At 73.2% G+C, this 15,825-nt stretch carries 20 protein-coding genes; 8 read left to right on the top strand and 12 right to left on the bottom strand.

Features of this window, described 5'->3' with window-relative positions; translation table 11 throughout:
* The coding region (locus ACFVXN_RS15040) for an IS3 family transposase (RefSeq protein ID WP_389234026.1) at positions 1–712 on the bottom strand (712 nt) is incomplete at its 3' end.
* Positions 709–993 (bottom strand): transposase, encoded by a 285-nt coding sequence (locus ACFVXN_RS15035; RefSeq protein ID WP_389234023.1) that lies wholly within the window; start codon positions 991–993, stop codon positions 709–711. The genes ACFVXN_RS15035 and ACFVXN_RS15040, both read right to left, overlap by 4 nt.
* A gap of 1,222 nt (positions 994–2,215) precedes the next feature.
* Here ACFVXN_RS15035 and ACFVXN_RS15030 point away from each other — a divergent pair.
* On the top strand, positions 2,216–2,509 hold the full coding sequence (locus tag ACFVXN_RS15030) for a hypothetical protein (RefSeq protein ID WP_389234020.1): 294 nt from the start codon (positions 2,216–2,218) through the stop codon (positions 2,507–2,509).
* On the top strand, positions 2,506–2,688 hold the full coding sequence (locus tag ACFVXN_RS15025; protein WP_389234017.1) for a hypothetical protein: 183 nt from the start codon (positions 2,506–2,508) through the stop codon (positions 2,686–2,688). The genes ACFVXN_RS15030 and ACFVXN_RS15025 overlap by 4 nt, the downstream gene beginning before the upstream one ends.
* Here the strand turns inward: ACFVXN_RS15025 and ACFVXN_RS15020 are convergent.
* Positions 2,654–3,064 (bottom strand): hypothetical protein, encoded by a 411-nt coding sequence (locus tag ACFVXN_RS15020; RefSeq protein WP_389234014.1) that lies wholly within the window; start codon positions 3,062–3,064, stop codon positions 2,654–2,656. The genes ACFVXN_RS15025 and ACFVXN_RS15020 overlap by 35 nt on opposite strands.
* Complete coding sequence (locus ACFVXN_RS15015; protein WP_389234011.1) at positions 3,061–4,143, bottom strand: Lrp/AsnC family transcriptional regulator; 1,083 nt, start codon at positions 4,141–4,143, stop codon at positions 3,061–3,063. The genes ACFVXN_RS15020 and ACFVXN_RS15015 overlap by 4 nt, the downstream gene beginning before the upstream one ends.
* 123 nt (positions 4,144–4,266) lie before the next feature.
* On the opposite strand from ACFVXN_RS15015, the gene ACFVXN_RS15010 reads away from it, so the two are divergent.
* Positions 4,267–5,784, top strand: a complete 1,518-nt coding sequence (locus ACFVXN_RS15010) for an MFS transporter (RefSeq protein WP_389234008.1) — start codon at positions 4,267–4,269, stop codon at positions 5,782–5,784.
* A gap of 367 nt (positions 5,785–6,151) precedes the next feature.
* Here ACFVXN_RS15010 and ACFVXN_RS15005 read toward each other — a convergent pair whose 3' ends face one another.
* The 6 genes from ACFVXN_RS15005 to ACFVXN_RS14980 form a co-directional block, all read right to left on the bottom strand.
* Entirely contained in the window at positions 6,152–6,523 is a 372-nt protein-coding gene (locus tag ACFVXN_RS15005) for an SseB family protein (protein WP_389234005.1), read from the bottom strand.
* Entirely contained in the window at positions 6,513–7,061 is a 549-nt protein-coding gene (locus ACFVXN_RS15000; protein ID WP_389234002.1) for a hypothetical protein, read from the bottom strand. Before ACFVXN_RS15000 ends, ACFVXN_RS15005 begins: the two co-directional genes overlap by 11 nt.
* Positions 7,062–7,096: 35 nt before the next feature.
* Positions 7,097–8,353 carry a hypothetical protein gene (locus ACFVXN_RS14995; RefSeq protein WP_389233999.1) on the bottom strand — a complete coding sequence of 419 codons (1,257 nt, stop codon included), beginning with the start codon at positions 8,351–8,353 and terminating at the stop codon, positions 7,097–7,099.
* Complete coding sequence (locus ACFVXN_RS14990) at positions 8,350–8,667, bottom strand: type VII secretion target (RefSeq protein ID WP_389233996.1); 318 nt, start codon at positions 8,665–8,667, stop codon at positions 8,350–8,352. The genes ACFVXN_RS14995 and ACFVXN_RS14990 overlap by 4 nt, the downstream gene beginning before the upstream one ends.
* Positions 8,668–8,669: 2 nt before the next feature.
* On the bottom strand, positions 8,670–9,032 hold the full coding sequence (locus ACFVXN_RS14985; RefSeq protein WP_389234076.1) for a YbaB/EbfC family nucleoid-associated protein: 363 nt from the start codon (positions 9,030–9,032) through the stop codon (positions 8,670–8,672).
* A 247-nt stretch (positions 9,033–9,279) separates the two neighbouring features.
* Positions 9,280–10,155, bottom strand: coding sequence for an alpha/beta fold hydrolase (locus tag ACFVXN_RS14980; protein ID WP_389233993.1), 876 nt, complete (start codon positions 10,153–10,155; stop codon positions 9,280–9,282).
* Positions 10,156–10,243: 88 nt separating this feature from the next.
* Here ACFVXN_RS14980 and ACFVXN_RS14975 point away from each other — a divergent pair, with 88 nt between their 5' ends.
* The 3 genes from ACFVXN_RS14975 (at position 10,244) to ACFVXN_RS14965 (ending at position 13,387) form a co-directional block, all read left to right on the top strand.
* Positions 10,244–10,678, top strand: coding sequence for a MarR family winged helix-turn-helix transcriptional regulator (locus tag ACFVXN_RS14975; protein WP_389233990.1), 435 nt, complete (start codon positions 10,244–10,246; stop codon positions 10,676–10,678).
* A 31-nt stretch (positions 10,679–10,709) separates the two neighbouring features.
* Positions 10,710–10,862 carry a hypothetical protein gene (locus tag ACFVXN_RS14970; RefSeq protein WP_389233987.1) on the top strand — a complete coding sequence of 51 codons (153 nt, stop codon included), beginning with the start codon at positions 10,710–10,712 and terminating at the stop codon, positions 10,860–10,862.
* 233 nt (positions 10,863–11,095) lie between these two features.
* A complete protein-coding gene (locus ACFVXN_RS14965) occupies positions 11,096–13,387 on the top strand; it encodes a hypothetical protein (RefSeq protein WP_389233984.1) in 2,292 nt (763 codons plus the stop codon).
* A gap of 148 nt (positions 13,388–13,535) precedes the next feature.
* Here ACFVXN_RS14965 and ACFVXN_RS14960 read toward each other — a convergent pair whose 3' ends face one another.
* Positions 13,536–13,757 (bottom strand): zinc-binding dehydrogenase, encoded by a 222-nt coding sequence (locus tag ACFVXN_RS14960; protein ID WP_389233981.1) that lies wholly within the window; start codon positions 13,755–13,757, stop codon positions 13,536–13,538.
* A gap of 10 nt (positions 13,758–13,767) precedes the next feature.
* On the opposite strand from ACFVXN_RS14960, the gene ACFVXN_RS14955 reads away from it, so the two are divergent.
* Complete coding sequence (locus tag ACFVXN_RS14955; protein ID WP_389233978.1) at positions 13,768–13,902, top strand: hypothetical protein; 135 nt, start codon at positions 13,768–13,770, stop codon at positions 13,900–13,902.
* Between the two features lie 89 nt (positions 13,903–13,991).
* Positions 13,992–14,774, top strand: a complete 783-nt coding sequence (locus tag ACFVXN_RS14950) for a hypothetical protein (RefSeq protein WP_389233975.1) — start codon at positions 13,992–13,994, stop codon at positions 14,772–14,774.
* Between the two features lie 16 nt (positions 14,775–14,790).
* On the opposite strand, the gene ACFVXN_RS14945 is transcribed toward ACFVXN_RS14950, so the two are convergent.
* Positions 14,791–15,729, bottom strand: coding sequence for an NADP-dependent oxidoreductase (locus ACFVXN_RS14945; RefSeq protein WP_389233972.1), 939 nt, complete (start codon positions 15,727–15,729; stop codon positions 14,791–14,793).
* Positions 15,730–15,825 lie beyond the last annotated feature (96 nt).

Below are 15,825 nucleotides of genomic sequence, written 5' to 3'. Positions count from 1 at the left end.
GATCGGCCGCCCCGGTGATCGCATCGCCGGACGCAACGCCCGATCCGCCTGCTGCTGCCGTCGCGACATTCCACACCTCCGTGACCACAGGGGGGTGTTGCGACGACCGATTGATTTCGCCTTGCGATCCTCGGTCCGAATGCACCACGACGACGCCGGTCGGGGCGCGCCTGGCGACGGCGGTGCGCAGCGCGCTGACGGCGAGGTGGGCTGTCATCCGCTCGTCCAGGGCGTAGCCGACGATCCGGTTGCTGAACAGGTCCTTGATCGCGCAGCAGTAGAGCTTCCCCTCGGCGGTGGGGTGCTCGGTGATGTCGGTGACCCAGACCTGATCGGGCTGCTGGGCGGTGAAGTTCCTCTGGACGTGGTCGTCGTGGACCGCCGGCCCCGGGGACTTCCCGGCCCCGCGGCGGCCCTTGCGGACCGTCACTGACCACAGCCCCTGCTGGGAGCACAGGCGCCAGACCCGTCGCTCGCCGACGTCGTGGCCGGCTCGCTCGAGCTCGTCGGCCAGGAACCGGTAGCCGAACTCCGGGTCATCGCCGTGGGCGTCGATCAGAGCGTTGGTCAGGTAGGCGTCCTCCAGCTCGCGTTGGCTGACCGGCTCAGCGAGCCAGGCGTAGAACGCCTGCCTCGAGTGGCCCAGCACCCCGCAGGTCAACCGCACCGGGATCCCCTCGGCGGCCAGGTCACGGACCAGCGGGTAGCTCATTTTGGGAGCGAGCCGGCGGCGAAGTAGGCCGCCGCGCGGCGCAGGATCTCGTTCTCCTGCTCCAGCCGCCGCTTCTCGCGGCGCAGCTGGACCAGCTCGTTCTGCTCGCTCGTGGTCTTGCCGCCCACGACGCCGTCGTCGATGTCGGCCTGGCGCACCCAGCGCCGCACCGACTCCACGGAGATGTCGAAGTCGGCGGCGACCTCGGCGTGGCTCAGATCGCCGCGGCGGGCGACCCGCACGACGTCACGCTTGAACTCGGGAGGGAACTTCTTGGGCACAGCGACATCCTTCCAGCGGGACCGAGTCCCACAGATGGAGTGTCAACCAGCCCTGCAGCAGTCCCGTCTGGTGAGGTGCTCGACCAGACCGACGCCGGGCTTGCCCGCGGCCGCACCCTGGTGGTCCTGCCCGGTGCTCGCGCGGGTCGGGCGCCTGTCATCGCGCATCCGGCGTTCGCCGTGGACTCTCGCTGGAAGAGGGTCCGGGCCAACGGCCGGAGATCGAGCGACTAGTCGTCCGCGAAGAGGTAGGCGTTGCGCGCGGCTTGGAGCTCGGCCCAGTGCTCCTCGAGACGAGTGAGTGTCGGAGCCACGTCCAGGGTCCGCCCTTGAGCTACCTACGACGTCTCACGGTTCTCTCCCTGCGGTCGGGATCGCGCATCTCCGCGGCCAGCGAAGGTGCTGGCCTATGCACCAGGAAGACGCGTCAACCGGCGCGTGCCGATCACGCCAGAGGCGAGCAGAGCGGCGCATCTGGGATTCCTGGGACCCGTCTGAGTGAATCGTCACCGCCTGTCAGTGGTCAGCGAACCGCAGCAGCTACGAGCATGACGGCCCCAACGGTCGCGAACACCAGAGCGCACACCGCCAACACCCGTCGGGCTCGTCGTTCAGCAACGATCGCGAGGACCGTACCGGCCAGCGCCAGTGCCGCTCCCAGCGTCACGAAGGGTGTAACCGTCGCATCTCCGCACCGGACCGGTGGGTATACCGGCCGGCAGAGTGCGTCCGTGCCCCGCTGTCGGCAGAGCCTCGAGCACCTAGGGCGACTCGGGGCCCCGGGCTTGAGCGTTGAGGGCCTCGACGTTGCGCTCAACCTCTTCCCGGAGGGCGTTCTCGTCGACCGAGCCACCCTCCGGGAAGAAGGCGAGAGTGAAGACGCCTGGGCCGCCTGCGAGGCTGGGACTGCTCACATCGAATGTCGAACTTCCCGGCCGCGAGTTTCGCTCCGAGAGGGGCGACGTCGTCAACGACGGAGATGATCCAGGACAAACCTTGTAGCTCTTCCTGTCCCTCGATCGGATGTGGACCGTCACCGACCTCGAACCGGAGTGACTCCGGGCCCCGCGCTGGCCGTAGTGCGGTTCGAGACGAGGCGACGTCCCGTTGTGCAGCAACCGATCCTCAGGGCGTCGTCCTGTCGTGGACCCTGACCACATGGTCGGGAGAGTGCACGCTGGACGCGGTGGACGGAGACCGCAGAGCTCGGAGCGTGACCCCTGTGCTCGAGACGGACAGCGTTGCAGGACGGTTTCTGACGAACCCCGGCAAGAACCTCCACGACCAGGCGCTGCACGTCTCCGACGACCTCGGCTCCCCGATCGCCCTGGTCACGCAGAACACCACCGTCTCCGACGTCTGGGAGTACGACCCCTGCGGCATCGCGTGCCCCACTGAGCGGTCCGTCACCCAGGCAGCTGGGGCCCACACCCGACGGTGCCGTCGCGTCCGCGGTGGTCGGTGTGCCATACGCACGCTCATGCTGATGACCGTGCGTGCGAGCATGTGCGGGTGAGCGACCCCTCTGCCGCTGAGGTATTCGAGCAGCTCCGCCGCGTGATCGCCGAGGAGATGGCGGCCCAGCTCGGGATTCATCGGGCACCTGAGGCGATGCCACCGCTCATCGCGGACACGGTCCTCGCCTGTTTCGATGTCGCGCTCAAACCGGGGGTCGAACTGCGGTTCCCCGACTAGCCCGCTCCCGGAACTGGGCCCAGACCGCGTCGTCCGTCGTCGAGCGCGGGTCCGGAGCGACCTCCGCGAGATCGAGCCTCCTCGGTTCCGGCCTCGGCCCGCGGCCGCGACCCCAGGCGACGGTCGAGAGCGTGTGGAAGAACTCGTCGACGACGTCCTCGACGCGATCCCCGGTCGCTCGGAGGTTCTCTCGTCCCATGTCGGAGTAGACGACCCGGCAGCCTCCCTCGGGAGCACGCTCGAGGATGACGAGCTCGCTGCTGAAGGCCGTGTCGAATCCCTCGACGTAGAAGTCGAGTCCGTTGCGGTACCCCCTGGAGACGGCCTCCCGGAAGGCGACCCCGAGCGCGGGATCTGGTTCGACCGCGGCGTTCACCGTGCCGACCTCCTCAGGTCCGGGTCGGGAAGGGTACCGCGCTCGTCGAGGGCCGGATGGCTCGATCCCGGGGGCGCCGGGACGGGGCGTGGCGGCCGGGGCAGCGGTCCGTGGGCGTGCGCCGCGCCCTTGAAGCTCCGGATCACCGGGGCGGTCTCGATCTGCTGGACACCGGGCAGCGCGGCCAGCGGTCCGGTGAGGTACCTGTACAGCGCGGTCGTGCTGCTCGGGACGATGCTGGCGTAGAGGTTGGTCCGTCCCGTCGTCGCCGCCGCGAAGGCGACCTCCGGCTGCGCGGCCAGGGCCCGACCGGCCGTCGCGATGTCGCGGGGTGAGACGGTCAGCCAGACCAGGGTCGGGACGCCCGCTCCGAGGGTGCTGCGGTCGTAGTCGATGTCGAAGTAGAGGACGCCGCTGGCGCGCAGCGCGGTGACGCGGCGTCGGACGGTGCTGGCCGGGGTGCCGGTCCGGGCGGCGAGGTCCTCCACGGAGGTCCGCCCGTCGACGGCGAGCAGGGCCAGCAGGGCGCGGTCGGTGTCGTCCAGGTCGGCCGGCCGCTCGGTGTCGACCGGGGGGACGCCGGCCTCGAGCAGCCGTACCTGCTCGTCGGTGAGGAGGCCCGCCTTGAGCAGGGGGCCGGCCGCGTAGCCGAAGAAGACGTGCAGCAGCTGCTGCGCGCTGACGTCGACGATGCGCTGCGTCCGCGGGAGCTTGGTCAGCAGCAGCGCGTCCGTCTCCTGCAGGTCGCGGGCGCGGGTCGAGCAGACGACCTCCGTCCCGCCGGAGGTGATGCTGACCCAGGAGGTGTCCGGTCGGCGTGCCAGGGCCTCGGCGATCGGCACCGCGGCGTCCGGGGTGGTCCGCGCGCGGACGAACCACGACACCTCCCCGAGGCGCTCGGGGTGGGTGAGCCCGACGATCCGCACCCGGCCCGACGCGCGCATGCGACCGCACCGGCGCGCGACCGTCTGGTCGGAGGTCCCGAGGACGTCGGCGACGTGCCGGAACGGGGCGCGGGCGTCGATCTGGAGGGCGGCGAGGATCTGCTGGTCGAGGAGGTCGAAGGCGTCGAGTCTCACCGTCGACACGGTAGCGGTGTCGATATCCGCCGTGATGCGACGCGCGGCTGGGGGTAGGGCGGTGCGGCGCCGAGGGTGGCGGCAGCGGCGACGGACGCCGCACCTGACTCGTGAGGATCCTCGATGCGCAAGTGGTCTCCGCTCGTGGCCGTGTGCCTCGGCACGTTCATGCTGCTCGTCGACGTCACCATCGTGAACGTCGCCCTCCCCTCGATGGCGCTGGCCCTCGACGCCTCCTTCACCTCCCTGCAGTGGGTCATCGACGGCTACGCCCTCTCCCTGGCCGCCCTGCTCCTCGTCGCGGGGTCGCTGGCCGACCGCTACGGCCGGCGCGGCGCCTACGTGGTCGGGCTGATCGTGTTCGCCCTGGCGTCGCTGGCCTGCGGGCTCGCGCCCTCCGCCGGGGCGCTGATCGCCGCCCGGCTGGTCCAGGGCGTCGGGGCGGCGGCGATGTTCGCCGCGACGACCGCGCTGCTCCAGAGCTCCTACAGCGGTCGTGACCGCGGGACCGCCTTCGGCGTCTGGGGCGCGGTCAACGGCGCGTCCGCGGCCGCCGGCCCGCTGCTCGGCGGCGTGCTGACGCAGGGGATCAGCTGGCGCGCGATCTTCCTGGTGAACCTGCCCGTGGCCGTCGTCGCGGTCGTCCTCGCGCTGCGGGTCCTGCCGGAGACGAAGAGCGCCAGCGGCCGCGTCGACGCCCTCGGTGGGCTGACCTTCACCCTCGCGACAACAGCCGCGGTGTTCGGGCTGATCAGCGGCGGCGAGCACGGGTGGGGGGACACGACGACCGTGGCGTCCTTCGCGGTGGCCGCGGCCGCGCTGGCCGGGTTCCTCGTCGTCGAGCGGCGCGGCGCGCACCCGCTGCTCGACCTCGGCCTGTTCCGCCGGCCGTCCTTCGTCGTGCTGATGCTGACCGCCGTGATCCTGTCGGCGGCCGCGTTCGGGCCCTTCGCCTACACGTCCCTCTGGTTGCAGTCCCTGCTGGGGCTCGGTCCGATCCGCGCGGGGCTGGTCGTGCTGCCGCTGAGCGTCGCGTCGTTCGCCGTGTCCGCGTTCCTCGGGCGCCTGCTGCACGGACGCTCGCCCCGGCTGCCGGTGGGCGTCGGGATGCTGCTCATCGGCGCGGGCTCCCTGCTGATGATGCTCGTCGCGAGCACGTCGGGCTGGGTCGTCCTGCTGCCGGGGCTGGTCGTCTCGGGCCTCGGTGTCGGCCTGGCGACGCCGGTGCTGGTCTCCGCGGTGCTGGCGACGGTGCCCGGTCACCGGGCCGGGATGGCCGGGGGTGCGGTGACCACCTTCCGCCAGCTCGGGATGGCCGTCGGCATCGCCGTGCTGGGCACGGTGTTCGCGGGTCGCATCGCGGACGTCGTCGCCGGCGGATCGGTCCCGGACCCCGGTGCCGTCGCCGGGGCGCTGTCCAGCGGCGGGGCGGCGCAGGTCCTCGCCGCGGCTCCCGCCCCCGGCCGCGCGGCCCTCACGGCGCTGGCGCACCGGGCGTTCGCGTCCGGGCTGGACCAGGTGTTCCTGGTCTGCGGGGTGAGCGCGCTGGTGTGCGGGGTGCTCGTGCTGGCCGTCGTCCGCGACAGCCGGGCGGACGCCGAGCAGCCCGCGCCGCCGCCGGTGGCGACCGTCGCGCCCTGACCCGTGCGGACCGGAGACCCGCGGTGTCGTGCTGCTGGCTGGCTGGACTCGTCCCGTGGTGTGCGCCGGCGGAGGCGACCGATACGCACGTACCTCCGTCGGCGTCGAGCACGTCGTGCTCCTGGACCACAAACGCTGGCGCACCCGTCTGAGCTGGCGAAAGCGACCATCAATGACCTGGAGATCTTCCGCAACCGCCGGCGACGACAGCCCCGCCCCGGGACGGCTCACACCCCTCTCGTTCGGGACGAGAGAACCGACCACGGTGCCCTGGATTCCCGCAACCCATCTCCATGGAACCCGGACCACACCAGAGCCTCTATGGAATCCGGGATGTCTCAGTCCCACCGCACGTGGTGGTCAGCTCCTACCGCTCTGCGGCCGCTTGCACGGCAGGAGGAAGCATCTCGAATCCCTCGGCGTGCCCCGGGTTCACTACGAGACCATGCGCTGCCGGCATCCGTCGGATGACATCTCTGCCCGTCATCGTCACGGCGTATGGCGCTATCTTCGCCGTCGACGAAGCGCGTTCGAGTGATGTGAAGACGGCGAGCATCGGCACCCCGTCGCGGTCGTAGAGCACCGGTACGAACCCTGAGAAGTCCGGCTCCACCGCTCCGCCGCTGGGAACGACCAGCTCCGCCTGCAGCAAGGCGGCCACGATGTCGACGTTGTCGCCCTGCATTCCCTGCCGGATCAGGAACTCTAGACCTGGTCCTCTGCTCGCGTCAGTCACCACGGGTCGATTCTGCCCTCTCGCGTTCCGATCGCGTGTCCGTTCCTCGACCCTTGGCGTCGAGGTACTCGATCAGGCCGTCATCGAGATCGCACGCCCAGGCCTCAGCCACGTCGAGAACGACGGGTCGGTGGCCGCTCGTCCAGCGCAGGAGCGTCGCTACGGACCCCCACTCGTAGCTGCCCTTACCCCCGGCGTGCTGCGCGGTCGCATGATCACTGAAGAGGTGAAGTGGGGATGTGTCGGCGTGATCTACGGGTGTCGACAGGACGTCGTGGTGGAGCAGCGCCACCACGAACATCCGATCGGACACCGTGCCTTGCCTGTGATCCTGAAGGAGGCTCTGAACGGTCGTGCCGGCGATCCACTGCTCCGCTTCGCGCCACCCCGTCAGCCACTGATCGGCGTCGGCCTCCGACGCGGGTCGAGGTGGGGCGCCCAGAGGTTCCAACCACAGCGTCGAGCACACCGAACACCGCCACAGACGCAGTCGCGCATCGAGGTCGTCGACGATGAACGGTTCGTGCGCACCGGCGAGCACCGTCGCGGAGCAGACATCGCACGGTCTTGATCGCGTCACGGGAACCTCCTCAGAGGGGCCCAGGATCCATCGGGGTTGAAGCGGAAGAGCACGCTGCCGTCCGGGACGCGTGGTGCGCCATCGATCACGTACTCCCGAGTCTGGTTGATCACGAAGGACCCGTCTTCCTGCCGCACTGCCGTTCTTCCGCCTTCGATGTAGTGCGGCCATCCCCCGGCGTCCTGAGCTTGGGGCACTCTCGGCTCGAGCCCCTCGCGCGGGAAGGAGATTCCGAAGATCTCCGGCCCGTCAGGCCCGGCTCGATCGAACGCCCGCTGGATGCTCGGGGCGTGCCCCGTCTCCCGCAGGATGTCACGTGCCGACTGGAACTGCCCTGCGTCCTCCGCGGGCATATGGAAGAAGGGTGCCGCACCGCTGCCGAGCCGGGCCCTGTCGCCCACGTAGTACTCGAGGATGTCGCGGTCGAAGAACGCGACTCCCCAGTCGCGGCTCACAGGATGCGCCACCGACACGGAAGACTCGACGTGTGCAGCACCCGGAAGCCGCCCGCGCACCCCCGAGGCCAGCTGCGACAGGATGTCCTGCATCTCGCGCAGCAACCCCCGCAGCCGGCTGACCGCTTCGATGACCGCCGTGACTCGCCGGCCGATCCTCAATGAGACCGACGCGACCCGCGCGGACACATCCGCGATGACCTTCGGGATGCCGGTCCCCACGGTCAGGACCGCGAACCCGACGGCTGAGATGATGCTGCCCACGATCTGCGACAGCGTGTCCCGCACCAGGTCGTGCACGACCTGCACGATCGTCGAGCACGTCCGCAGCGCCGACCCCATCGCCGACGCCGACGTCCCCGCAGCGCGTGCCCGGTCCGCCAGCCCGTTCGCGTACGCCACGTACGCCGCGACCGAGGCGCCGGACATGGCCTCCAGGTCCGCTTGCACGAGCCGACCCAGCTCGTCACCCGCGCTGTTCATCGCGCTGGCCACGTTGTCCCACGTCGCGGCGAACCCGAGCACCGCACCGGCGTCACCGGTCAGGTCGTTGAGCCAGCCCTTCAGTGGCTCCAGGTGCTCCATGATCCAGCCCAGGCCCGCCGCGATCAGCGACCCGACCGGGTCCATCGCGGTCGCGATCGCGTCCAGCGCGACCCCCGCCCCCGACAACGCCGACCCCACCCAGTCGCCGGACTGCAATGACGAGTTCAGGCTGTGCAGCGAGTCGAGCAGACCCGCACCACCGAACGCCGTCGAGGTGTCGACCGGACCGGCGACCAACGGATTCGCGGTCACCGCGCCAGCACCCGGCTGATGTGCTCCATGCGGGTCTCGACGGCCTGGTCGGTCTGGTCGATCGAGCGCGCCATCGCGGCGAGCTCGGCGACGATGCCGTCCGTCGCTTCGCGCACGGCGGCGATCGCGTCCTTGGCGGCTTGGTCGGTGCTCGCGACGATCGGAGGCAGGAACGAGCACAGGACACCGAACGCCCCGCCGTTCAGGTTCGACGAGCCCGCCGCAGCCTGGGCGGTGCTGATGTCGCCGGCGACCTGGCTCACGCGGGTGGCGTGTCGGCGCAGTACCTCGGTGTCGACCTGGAACCCGTCCACGGTCAGCCGAGCCGAGGCGCGAGCTCGGCGCGCATCGCGCCGGTCACTGGCGACTGCTCGCCGAAGGTCTCGGCGGTGACGGCCAGCGTCTGCCGGGCGGCGTCCTTCGCGGCGGCGCGGACGGTGTCGAGGATGAGCCCGGACAGGTCCCGCGCGACGATGTCGGTGGCGGCGTCCGCGAGCTGCAGGTTGACGAGCTGCCCGGTGGTGTCGACCTCGACGGTGACCTCGCCGCGAGGGCTGCGTGCGTGGCCACGGACGCGACCCACGACCTCCTGGAAGTCGGCGGCCTGCTCGGCACGCTCCTGAGCAGCGCGGATGTCAGCCTGCACACGCGCCAGCGCGGCGTCGGGGTCATCGAACATCGAGGTCACGGACGCAGAGTAGCGGCGCTCGCGACTCGACTCGGGAGGCAACGGTCAGTTCCACCCGTGCGGGGGCTGCGCCCCTTCGACCGGCGGGCCCGCGGGGAGGGTCGGGATCTGCACGGGGCGACCGCCGGTGCGCAGAGGACGCGCTCTGAGGCAGACATGGCTCGGATCGGGTGGTCCGTCGTCGACCCGGGCGTCCGGCGTGTCCGCGGACCGAGCTCGCGCTGTCACCAGGAACGCGTCACCCGCCCACCGCCCGGGTCAGGTCGAGCACCGCCGCCGCCAGCGCGCCGGGCGCCTCCAGGGCGACGTGGTGCCCCACCCCGGGCAGCAGCACGGAGGTGAGGTCCGCGCTGACGACCTGCCGGAGCGTCGCCGCCGTGAGCTCGCCCCCGGAGCCGCCGACCGCGAGGGCCGGGACGGCGACCGGGTGGCGGCGCGCGATCTCCTGGTTCTGCGCTCCCTCGGCCAGCATCGACCGGTACAGGCCGGCGGCACCGCGCCAGCCGCCGGGTCGCGCGAACGTGCGCGCGAGCTCGTCGAGGTCGGCCTCGGTGACGGCGCCCGCGACCGCGGTGGTGGTCGGGAACCACCAGCCCAGCAGGTCGCGCTCGCGGCCGGTGAGCAGCAGGTCGGCGATGCCCGGTGCCGCGAGGGCGCCGATGTGCCAGGAGCCGCCGCGGGTGACGTCGGCGAACGCCTCCAGCCCGAAGCCCGCCAGGCCCATCTCGACCGCGGTGAAGCTGGCGACGTCCTGCGGGTACGCGGTCGCGAGGCGCAGCAGGGTCCCGCCGGCGATGTCCTGACCGACGAGGTGCACCGGCCCGGCGCCGAGGGCCGCGATCAGCTGGTGCAGGTCCTCGGCGGCGACCGTGCTCGTGACGGTGTCGTCGGCGACGGCGGAGTCGCCGAACCCGCGCAGGTCGACGGCCACCACGCGGTGGTGCTCCGCGAGCAGCGGGATCAGCCGGTGGAACGCCCACCACGTCTCGGGGAACCCGTGCACGAGCAGGACCGTGGTGCCGCGGGTGCCGGCGGTGACGTGGTGCAGGGTCGTGCCGTTGACCTCGGTGCGGTGGTGCTGGACCGGGGGGATGGTCGCGGTGGGGTGGGACATGGTCTTCTCCTCGATAGACAACGTGGTTGTCAGTCTCTGAGTGCGCAACCTTGTTGTCAATGCCCCGGGGTCGACCTAGCATCGGGGCATGGCGACGAGCGGGAGCGGGGTGCGCCTGGCGCGCCTGCTGATCGAAGGGTTCGAGGCGCTGGTCCAGGAGGTCGTCGCAGAGCTTGACCGCCGCGGCCATCCCGGGGTCAGCGCGCACCTCGAGTTCGCGCTCTCTGCGATCACCGAGGGCGCGGACAACGCCTCCGACCTCGGGCGGGCGCTCGGGGTCAGCCGGCAGGCCGCGGCGAAGTCGGTGGCGACGCTGGAGCAGCTGGGCTACGTCGACCGCGTCGCCGACCCCGCCGACGCCCGGCTGAAGCGGCTGCGGGTGACGCCGCGCGGTGTCGAGATGATGGCGATCGGCGCGGCCACGTTTGACGAGCTGCGGACCCGGTGGGTGCGGTCCCTCGAGCCGGGGCGCGCGGAGCTGGTCGAGGACGCGCTCGCGCGGCTGACTCCCCGGGCGGGCTGATACCGCGCCCGCGCCGCGACGGGTCGTCGCGGTGGCGACGGGGGACGACGACGACCGCGTGCTCGTCGCGCGGTACGCCGACGGGGTGGTGGAGGACGTGTACGTCCTGTCGGTGTGCCTGCTGCCGGGCGAGCTCGGCTGCCGGGCGAGCACGGCGTTCGCGGACCTGCGCCCGCCGCACTGAGGCGCCCGCGGCGGCCGCCCTGACACGCGACCTCGGACGTGGGTAACGGGGGAAAACACCGCATATCGGGCGTCCCGGAAGGTGAACGCCGGGGTGAACCCCGCCCGCCAGACCCCGCAGCGGGACCTTCGTCCACCAGGCTCCCGCAGGAGTCGGTCGCGTCCGCGTGCCGACCGCAGGTGACGACCGCGGCGCACAGGCGCGAGCCGGTCGGGTCGGCATGGAGGAGACACGTGCAGCACAGGTCCACGTCCGCAGACCGTCCAACCGGAGCGCGCCGCGTCGCCCTCGCCGGCCTGACGTCGGTGGCGGTCCTCGCCGCGGGCGTGGTCCCGGTGGCCCTCGCGCCCGCGGCGCTCGCCGACCCCGCGGTGTCGGCGCCCACCGCCGTCTTCGGCGTCGGTGCCATCTCGGGGGTCGTCCCGGACGGCGTCTGCGCGGTCGAGGTCGTCGTGGTGGGCGGCGCCGGTGGCCGGGCCGCGGCCGGAGCCAACGGCACGGGGTCCAACGGCGGTGCCGCGCGCGTGACCGCGACGTTCGACGTCGTGCCGGGGACGGCCTTCGGCGGGTCCGTCGGCGGCGGTGGCCGGGAGAACAGCGGCAACCAGGGCGGTGCCGGCGGGGCGAACGGCGGCGGTGCCGGCGGTGCGGTCTCCGGCCAGCACGGCGGCGCGGGCGGCGGCGGCGCCTCGGAGCTCACGCTCGGGGGCGACCTGGCGGTGCTCGCGGGCGGCGGCGGCGGGTCCGGCGGCGGCCACTCGGTCTCGGTCGATGGCTTCGGTGGCGACGCCGGTCTGCCCGTCGCGGCCGGCGTGGTCGCACCCGGCTCCGCGGGGACCGACGGCTACGAGGGCGTCACCGCCGGGGGCGACCGCATCGTCGTCGGTGGCGGCGCCGGCGGGGCCGCGACCCCGGGTGCGGGTGGCGTGCACAGCGTGGACGCCACGCTGAACGGCCTCCCCGGCGCCGGTCGCACCGGCGGTGCCGGGGCGTACGACCCGAACTACGACGCGGGCGGCGGCGGTGGCGGCGGCTACCAGGGCGGCGGTGGCGGTGCGTCGACGCTGATCCAGAACACCGACCCCGACGGCTCGGGCACCGTGATCTCGACCGTCGCGGGCGGTGGCGGTGGCGGCGGCTCGAGCCTGGTGGCGGCCGGCGCGACCGGTGTCGGCGCGACCGCGGTCGGCCGTCAGACGGGCACCGGCGCCGGCGCGCCCGGCTCGATCACGCTCGACTGGGTGGAGTGCGGCTACGACCTCGCGGTGACCAAGACGGTCTCGGTCGACGGCGGTCCGCAGCTCGGCTCCGCGACGGCAGTCACCGGGGACGTGCTGACCTGGACGGTCACCGTCACCAACCGCGGCCCGGCCGCGATGACCCGCGGCGACGTCGTGACCCTGCGCGACAGCGTGCCGGGCACCGGGCCGGCGGTGCTCACCTCCGTCACGACCACCGGCGGTACCGACGGCCCGCTGGAGCGCGGCCCCGTCACCTGCGACGCCGTCGCGGGCGACCCCCTCCCCGCTGAGCTGACCTGCTCGCGTCCGTTCGCCCCGCTGGGCGGCAGCGCCTCGGACGACCGGGGCCTCGACGTCGGGGAGACCGTGACGGTCGTCGCCACGCAGACGGTCACCGACCCGGCCGGGACCACCCTGACCAACGTCGCTGCCGTCGAGGACCGTGGCGACCCCGCAGACAACGCGGCGACCGCCGTCGTCACCGTCGTCGCCCCGCCCGCTGCGTCGGACGACTCCGACACCCGTAACGCCATCGGCAGCACGGTCGTCGTGGACGTGCTCGGCAACGACTCCGGCACCAGTGCGCCCCTGGACCCCGCGAGCGTGGTGCTCCGCGACCCCGCCGGCGGCTGGGTCACGTCGCTGACGGTCCCCGGCGAGGGCACCTGGACGGTCGACGCCGCGACGGGCTCGGTGACGTTCGCCCCGACGACGACGTTCCGGGGCGACCCGACGCCGGTCGGCTACCGGGTGGCCGACGCGAACGGGCTGACGGCGACGGCCGAGGTCGTGGTGACCTACCTGCCGCAGGCGACCGACGACGTCGCCCGGGACAACGCGCCGGGCACGGCGGTGACGGTGGACGTAGTCGGCAACGACGCGGGCCGGCTCGACCCGAGGAGTGTGCGCCTCGTCGACCCGGCGGACGGCAGCGTCGTCACCCGGCTCGTCGTGACGGGCGAGGGCACCTGGACGGTCGACCCCGGTACCGGTGCGATCACGTTCACCCCGCAGGACGGGTTCCGGGGCGACCCCACGCCCGTGGGCTACCGGGTGAGCGACCTCGAGGGCGACGTCACGTCCGCCCAGGTGGTCGTGACCTACCTGCCGGCCGCGACGCCTCCGGCCGCAGCGCCTCCGGCCGCGACGACTCCGGCCGCAGCGCCGGGTGCGCCGCTGGCGGCGACCGGTGCGGAGGCGGGAGCCGCGGCCGGAGCTGCGGTGCTGCTGCTCCTGGTGGGCACGGCTCTGGTCGCCTGGCGGCGCAGGGCGGGCCGGGCCTGAGCCCGGACCCCGACGCGGGGAGCCGCGACCCCGGTGCACCGTGCGACGGTGCGCCGGGGTCGCTGTCGCGTCGGCCCGACCTCGACCTCGGCCGTCCGCGGGTCCGCCCCGATCACCTGCGACCGCACGGCCGGCGGCGGCACCGGCCTCACCGCGCCGACTGGACCACCACGACCTTGCCGTGCACCCGCCCGGCCTCGGCCTCCGCGTGGATCGCCGGCAGCTCGCCCAGCGGCGCCCGGCGGGCGATCTCGACGTGGAGGTCGCCGGCGTCGACGAGGGCCACGAGCTGCGCGAGCACGTCGGCGTCCGGGTGGACGAAGACGGTGGCGGCGCGCACGCCGCGGGACGGGTCGTCGGGCGTCGTCACCATCGGCGTCGTGGAGACGACGATGATGGCGATCGGCGCGGCCGCGTTCGACGAGCTGCGGACCCGGTGGGTGCGGTCCCTCGAGCCGGGACGCGCGGAGCTGGTCGAGGACGCGCTCGCGCGGCTGACCCCCCGGGCGGGCTGACTCCGCGCCCGCGCCGCGACGCCGCGCCCGCGCCGAGGTCGGGCGCGGAACCGCCCCCGCGCCGGCCGCGCCCCGGCTAGCGTGCCGCTATGTCCCCCCGCACCCGGCTCGCGGTCGCGGCCGCCCTCGCCACCGCGGTCGTCCTCACCGGCTGCGCGAGCCCGAGCGACCTGGGCGAGGAGGTCGCGAGCGACGCGGTGCAGGGGTTGCTGGCCCCGGCGGTGTTCCACTCGTACGCGCCGGACGTCGTGGAGTTCGCCGAGCACGTCCAGGGAGCGACGCAGGACACCGGGATCGTCATGTTCGCCGTCGAGGAGGGCGACGCGGCCGCACGGGACGACGGCGAGGCGATCGGCTGGATCAGCCTCGGCCTGACCGTCTCCGACACCCGGGCGCCGACCGGCTACTGGGAGTCCGAGCGCGAGCAGGACCCCGGTCCGTACTGCTACCGGGTGGCGTTCGACCACTGGGGCGTCGAGGACATCCGGGGGACCGACTGCCCGGAGCGGCTGGTGGCGGTGCCGGCGCCGCCGTCGGAGCGCCCGGAGGTCGCGACGAACGCCGAGGACGCCGTCTGGTCCGTCCTCTCGGCGCTGCCCGCGGACCTGCCGTCCGGGTCGACGATCGCCCAGCGGGTCACCGCGGCGCTGGAGCCGCACGCGAACGGCGTCACGCCGCTGGCGGAGGTCACGGTGGAGGTGCAGGACGGGGTGGTCGCGGTGGCGACCGGGGACGACGACGACTGCGTGCTCGTCGCGCGGTACGCCGACGGGGTGGTGGAGGACGTCTACGTCCCGTCGGTGTACCTGATGCCCGGGGAGCTCGGGTGCCGGGCGTCCACGGCGTTCGCGGACCTGCGCCCGCCGCACTGACCGCCCGGCACCGGCCTCACCGCGCCGACGGGACCACCACGATCTTGCCGTGCACCCGCCCGGCCTCGGCCTCCGCGTGGATCGCGGGCAGCTCGCTCAGCGGCACGCGCCGGGCGATGTCGACGTGGAGGTCGCCGCTGTCGACGAGGGCGACGAGCCGCGCGAGCACGTCCGTGTCCGGGTGGACGTAGATCGTCGCACCGCGCACGCCGCGGGCGGGGTCGTCGGGCGTCGCGACCATCGGCGTGGTGGAGACGACCACGCCGCCGTCGCGGACGCGTGTGGCCAGCGCCGCGAAGCCCTCGGGGGTGATCGGCGCCAGGTTGAGCAGCACGTCGACCGGCTCGGTCACGGCGTCCAGCACCGAGGTGCTGGTGTGGTCGACGACCTCGTGCGCGCCCGCGGCCCGGACGGAATCGGCGCTGCGCGGGCTGACCGTGGCGACGACGTGCGCGCCGGCCCGGGCGGCGAGCTGGACCGCGTAGCCGCCGACGGGGCCGCCCGCGCCGTTGACCAGCACGCGCTGGCCTGCGGTGAGCCCGCCGGCCTCGAACACCGCCTGCCAGGCGGTGAGGCCCACGGACGGCAGGCCCGCGGCGTCGGCGAGCGGGATCCGGGTGGGTGCCGCGACGAGCGCGTCGGCCGGGGCGATCACGTACTCGGCTGCCGCGCCGTCGTCGGTCATGGGGAGGAACCCGACGACGTCCTGGCCGACGCTCAGGCCCGTGACGTCGGCGCCGAGGGCGTCGACCGTGCCGGAGACGTCGTACCCCGGCGTGTGGGGCAGCGTGATCGGGATCGGGAGGAACCCGCCGCGCATGCCGCCGTCCGCCGGGTTGAACGCGGAACCCGCGACGCGGAGGCGCACCTGGCCGGGGCCGGGCTCGGGGGTCGGGACGTCCTCCAGGCGCAGGACCTCGGGGCCGCCGGTCTGGTGGAAGCGCACTGCCTGCATGGTGGTCTCCTTCGTCATGTGCTCCGGATTCGAAGCAACTGCGGAGGACGCTAGCAGTGCTCCGAAGTCGAAGCAAGTGTTACGGATTCGGAGCAC

The organism is Cellulomonas sp. NPDC058312, from assembly GCF_042880135.1.
Classification (GTDB): Bacteria; Actinomycetota; Actinomycetes; order Actinomycetales; family Cellulomonadaceae; genus Cellulomonas.
This window is presented reverse-complemented; position numbering and strand designations above follow the sequence as displayed.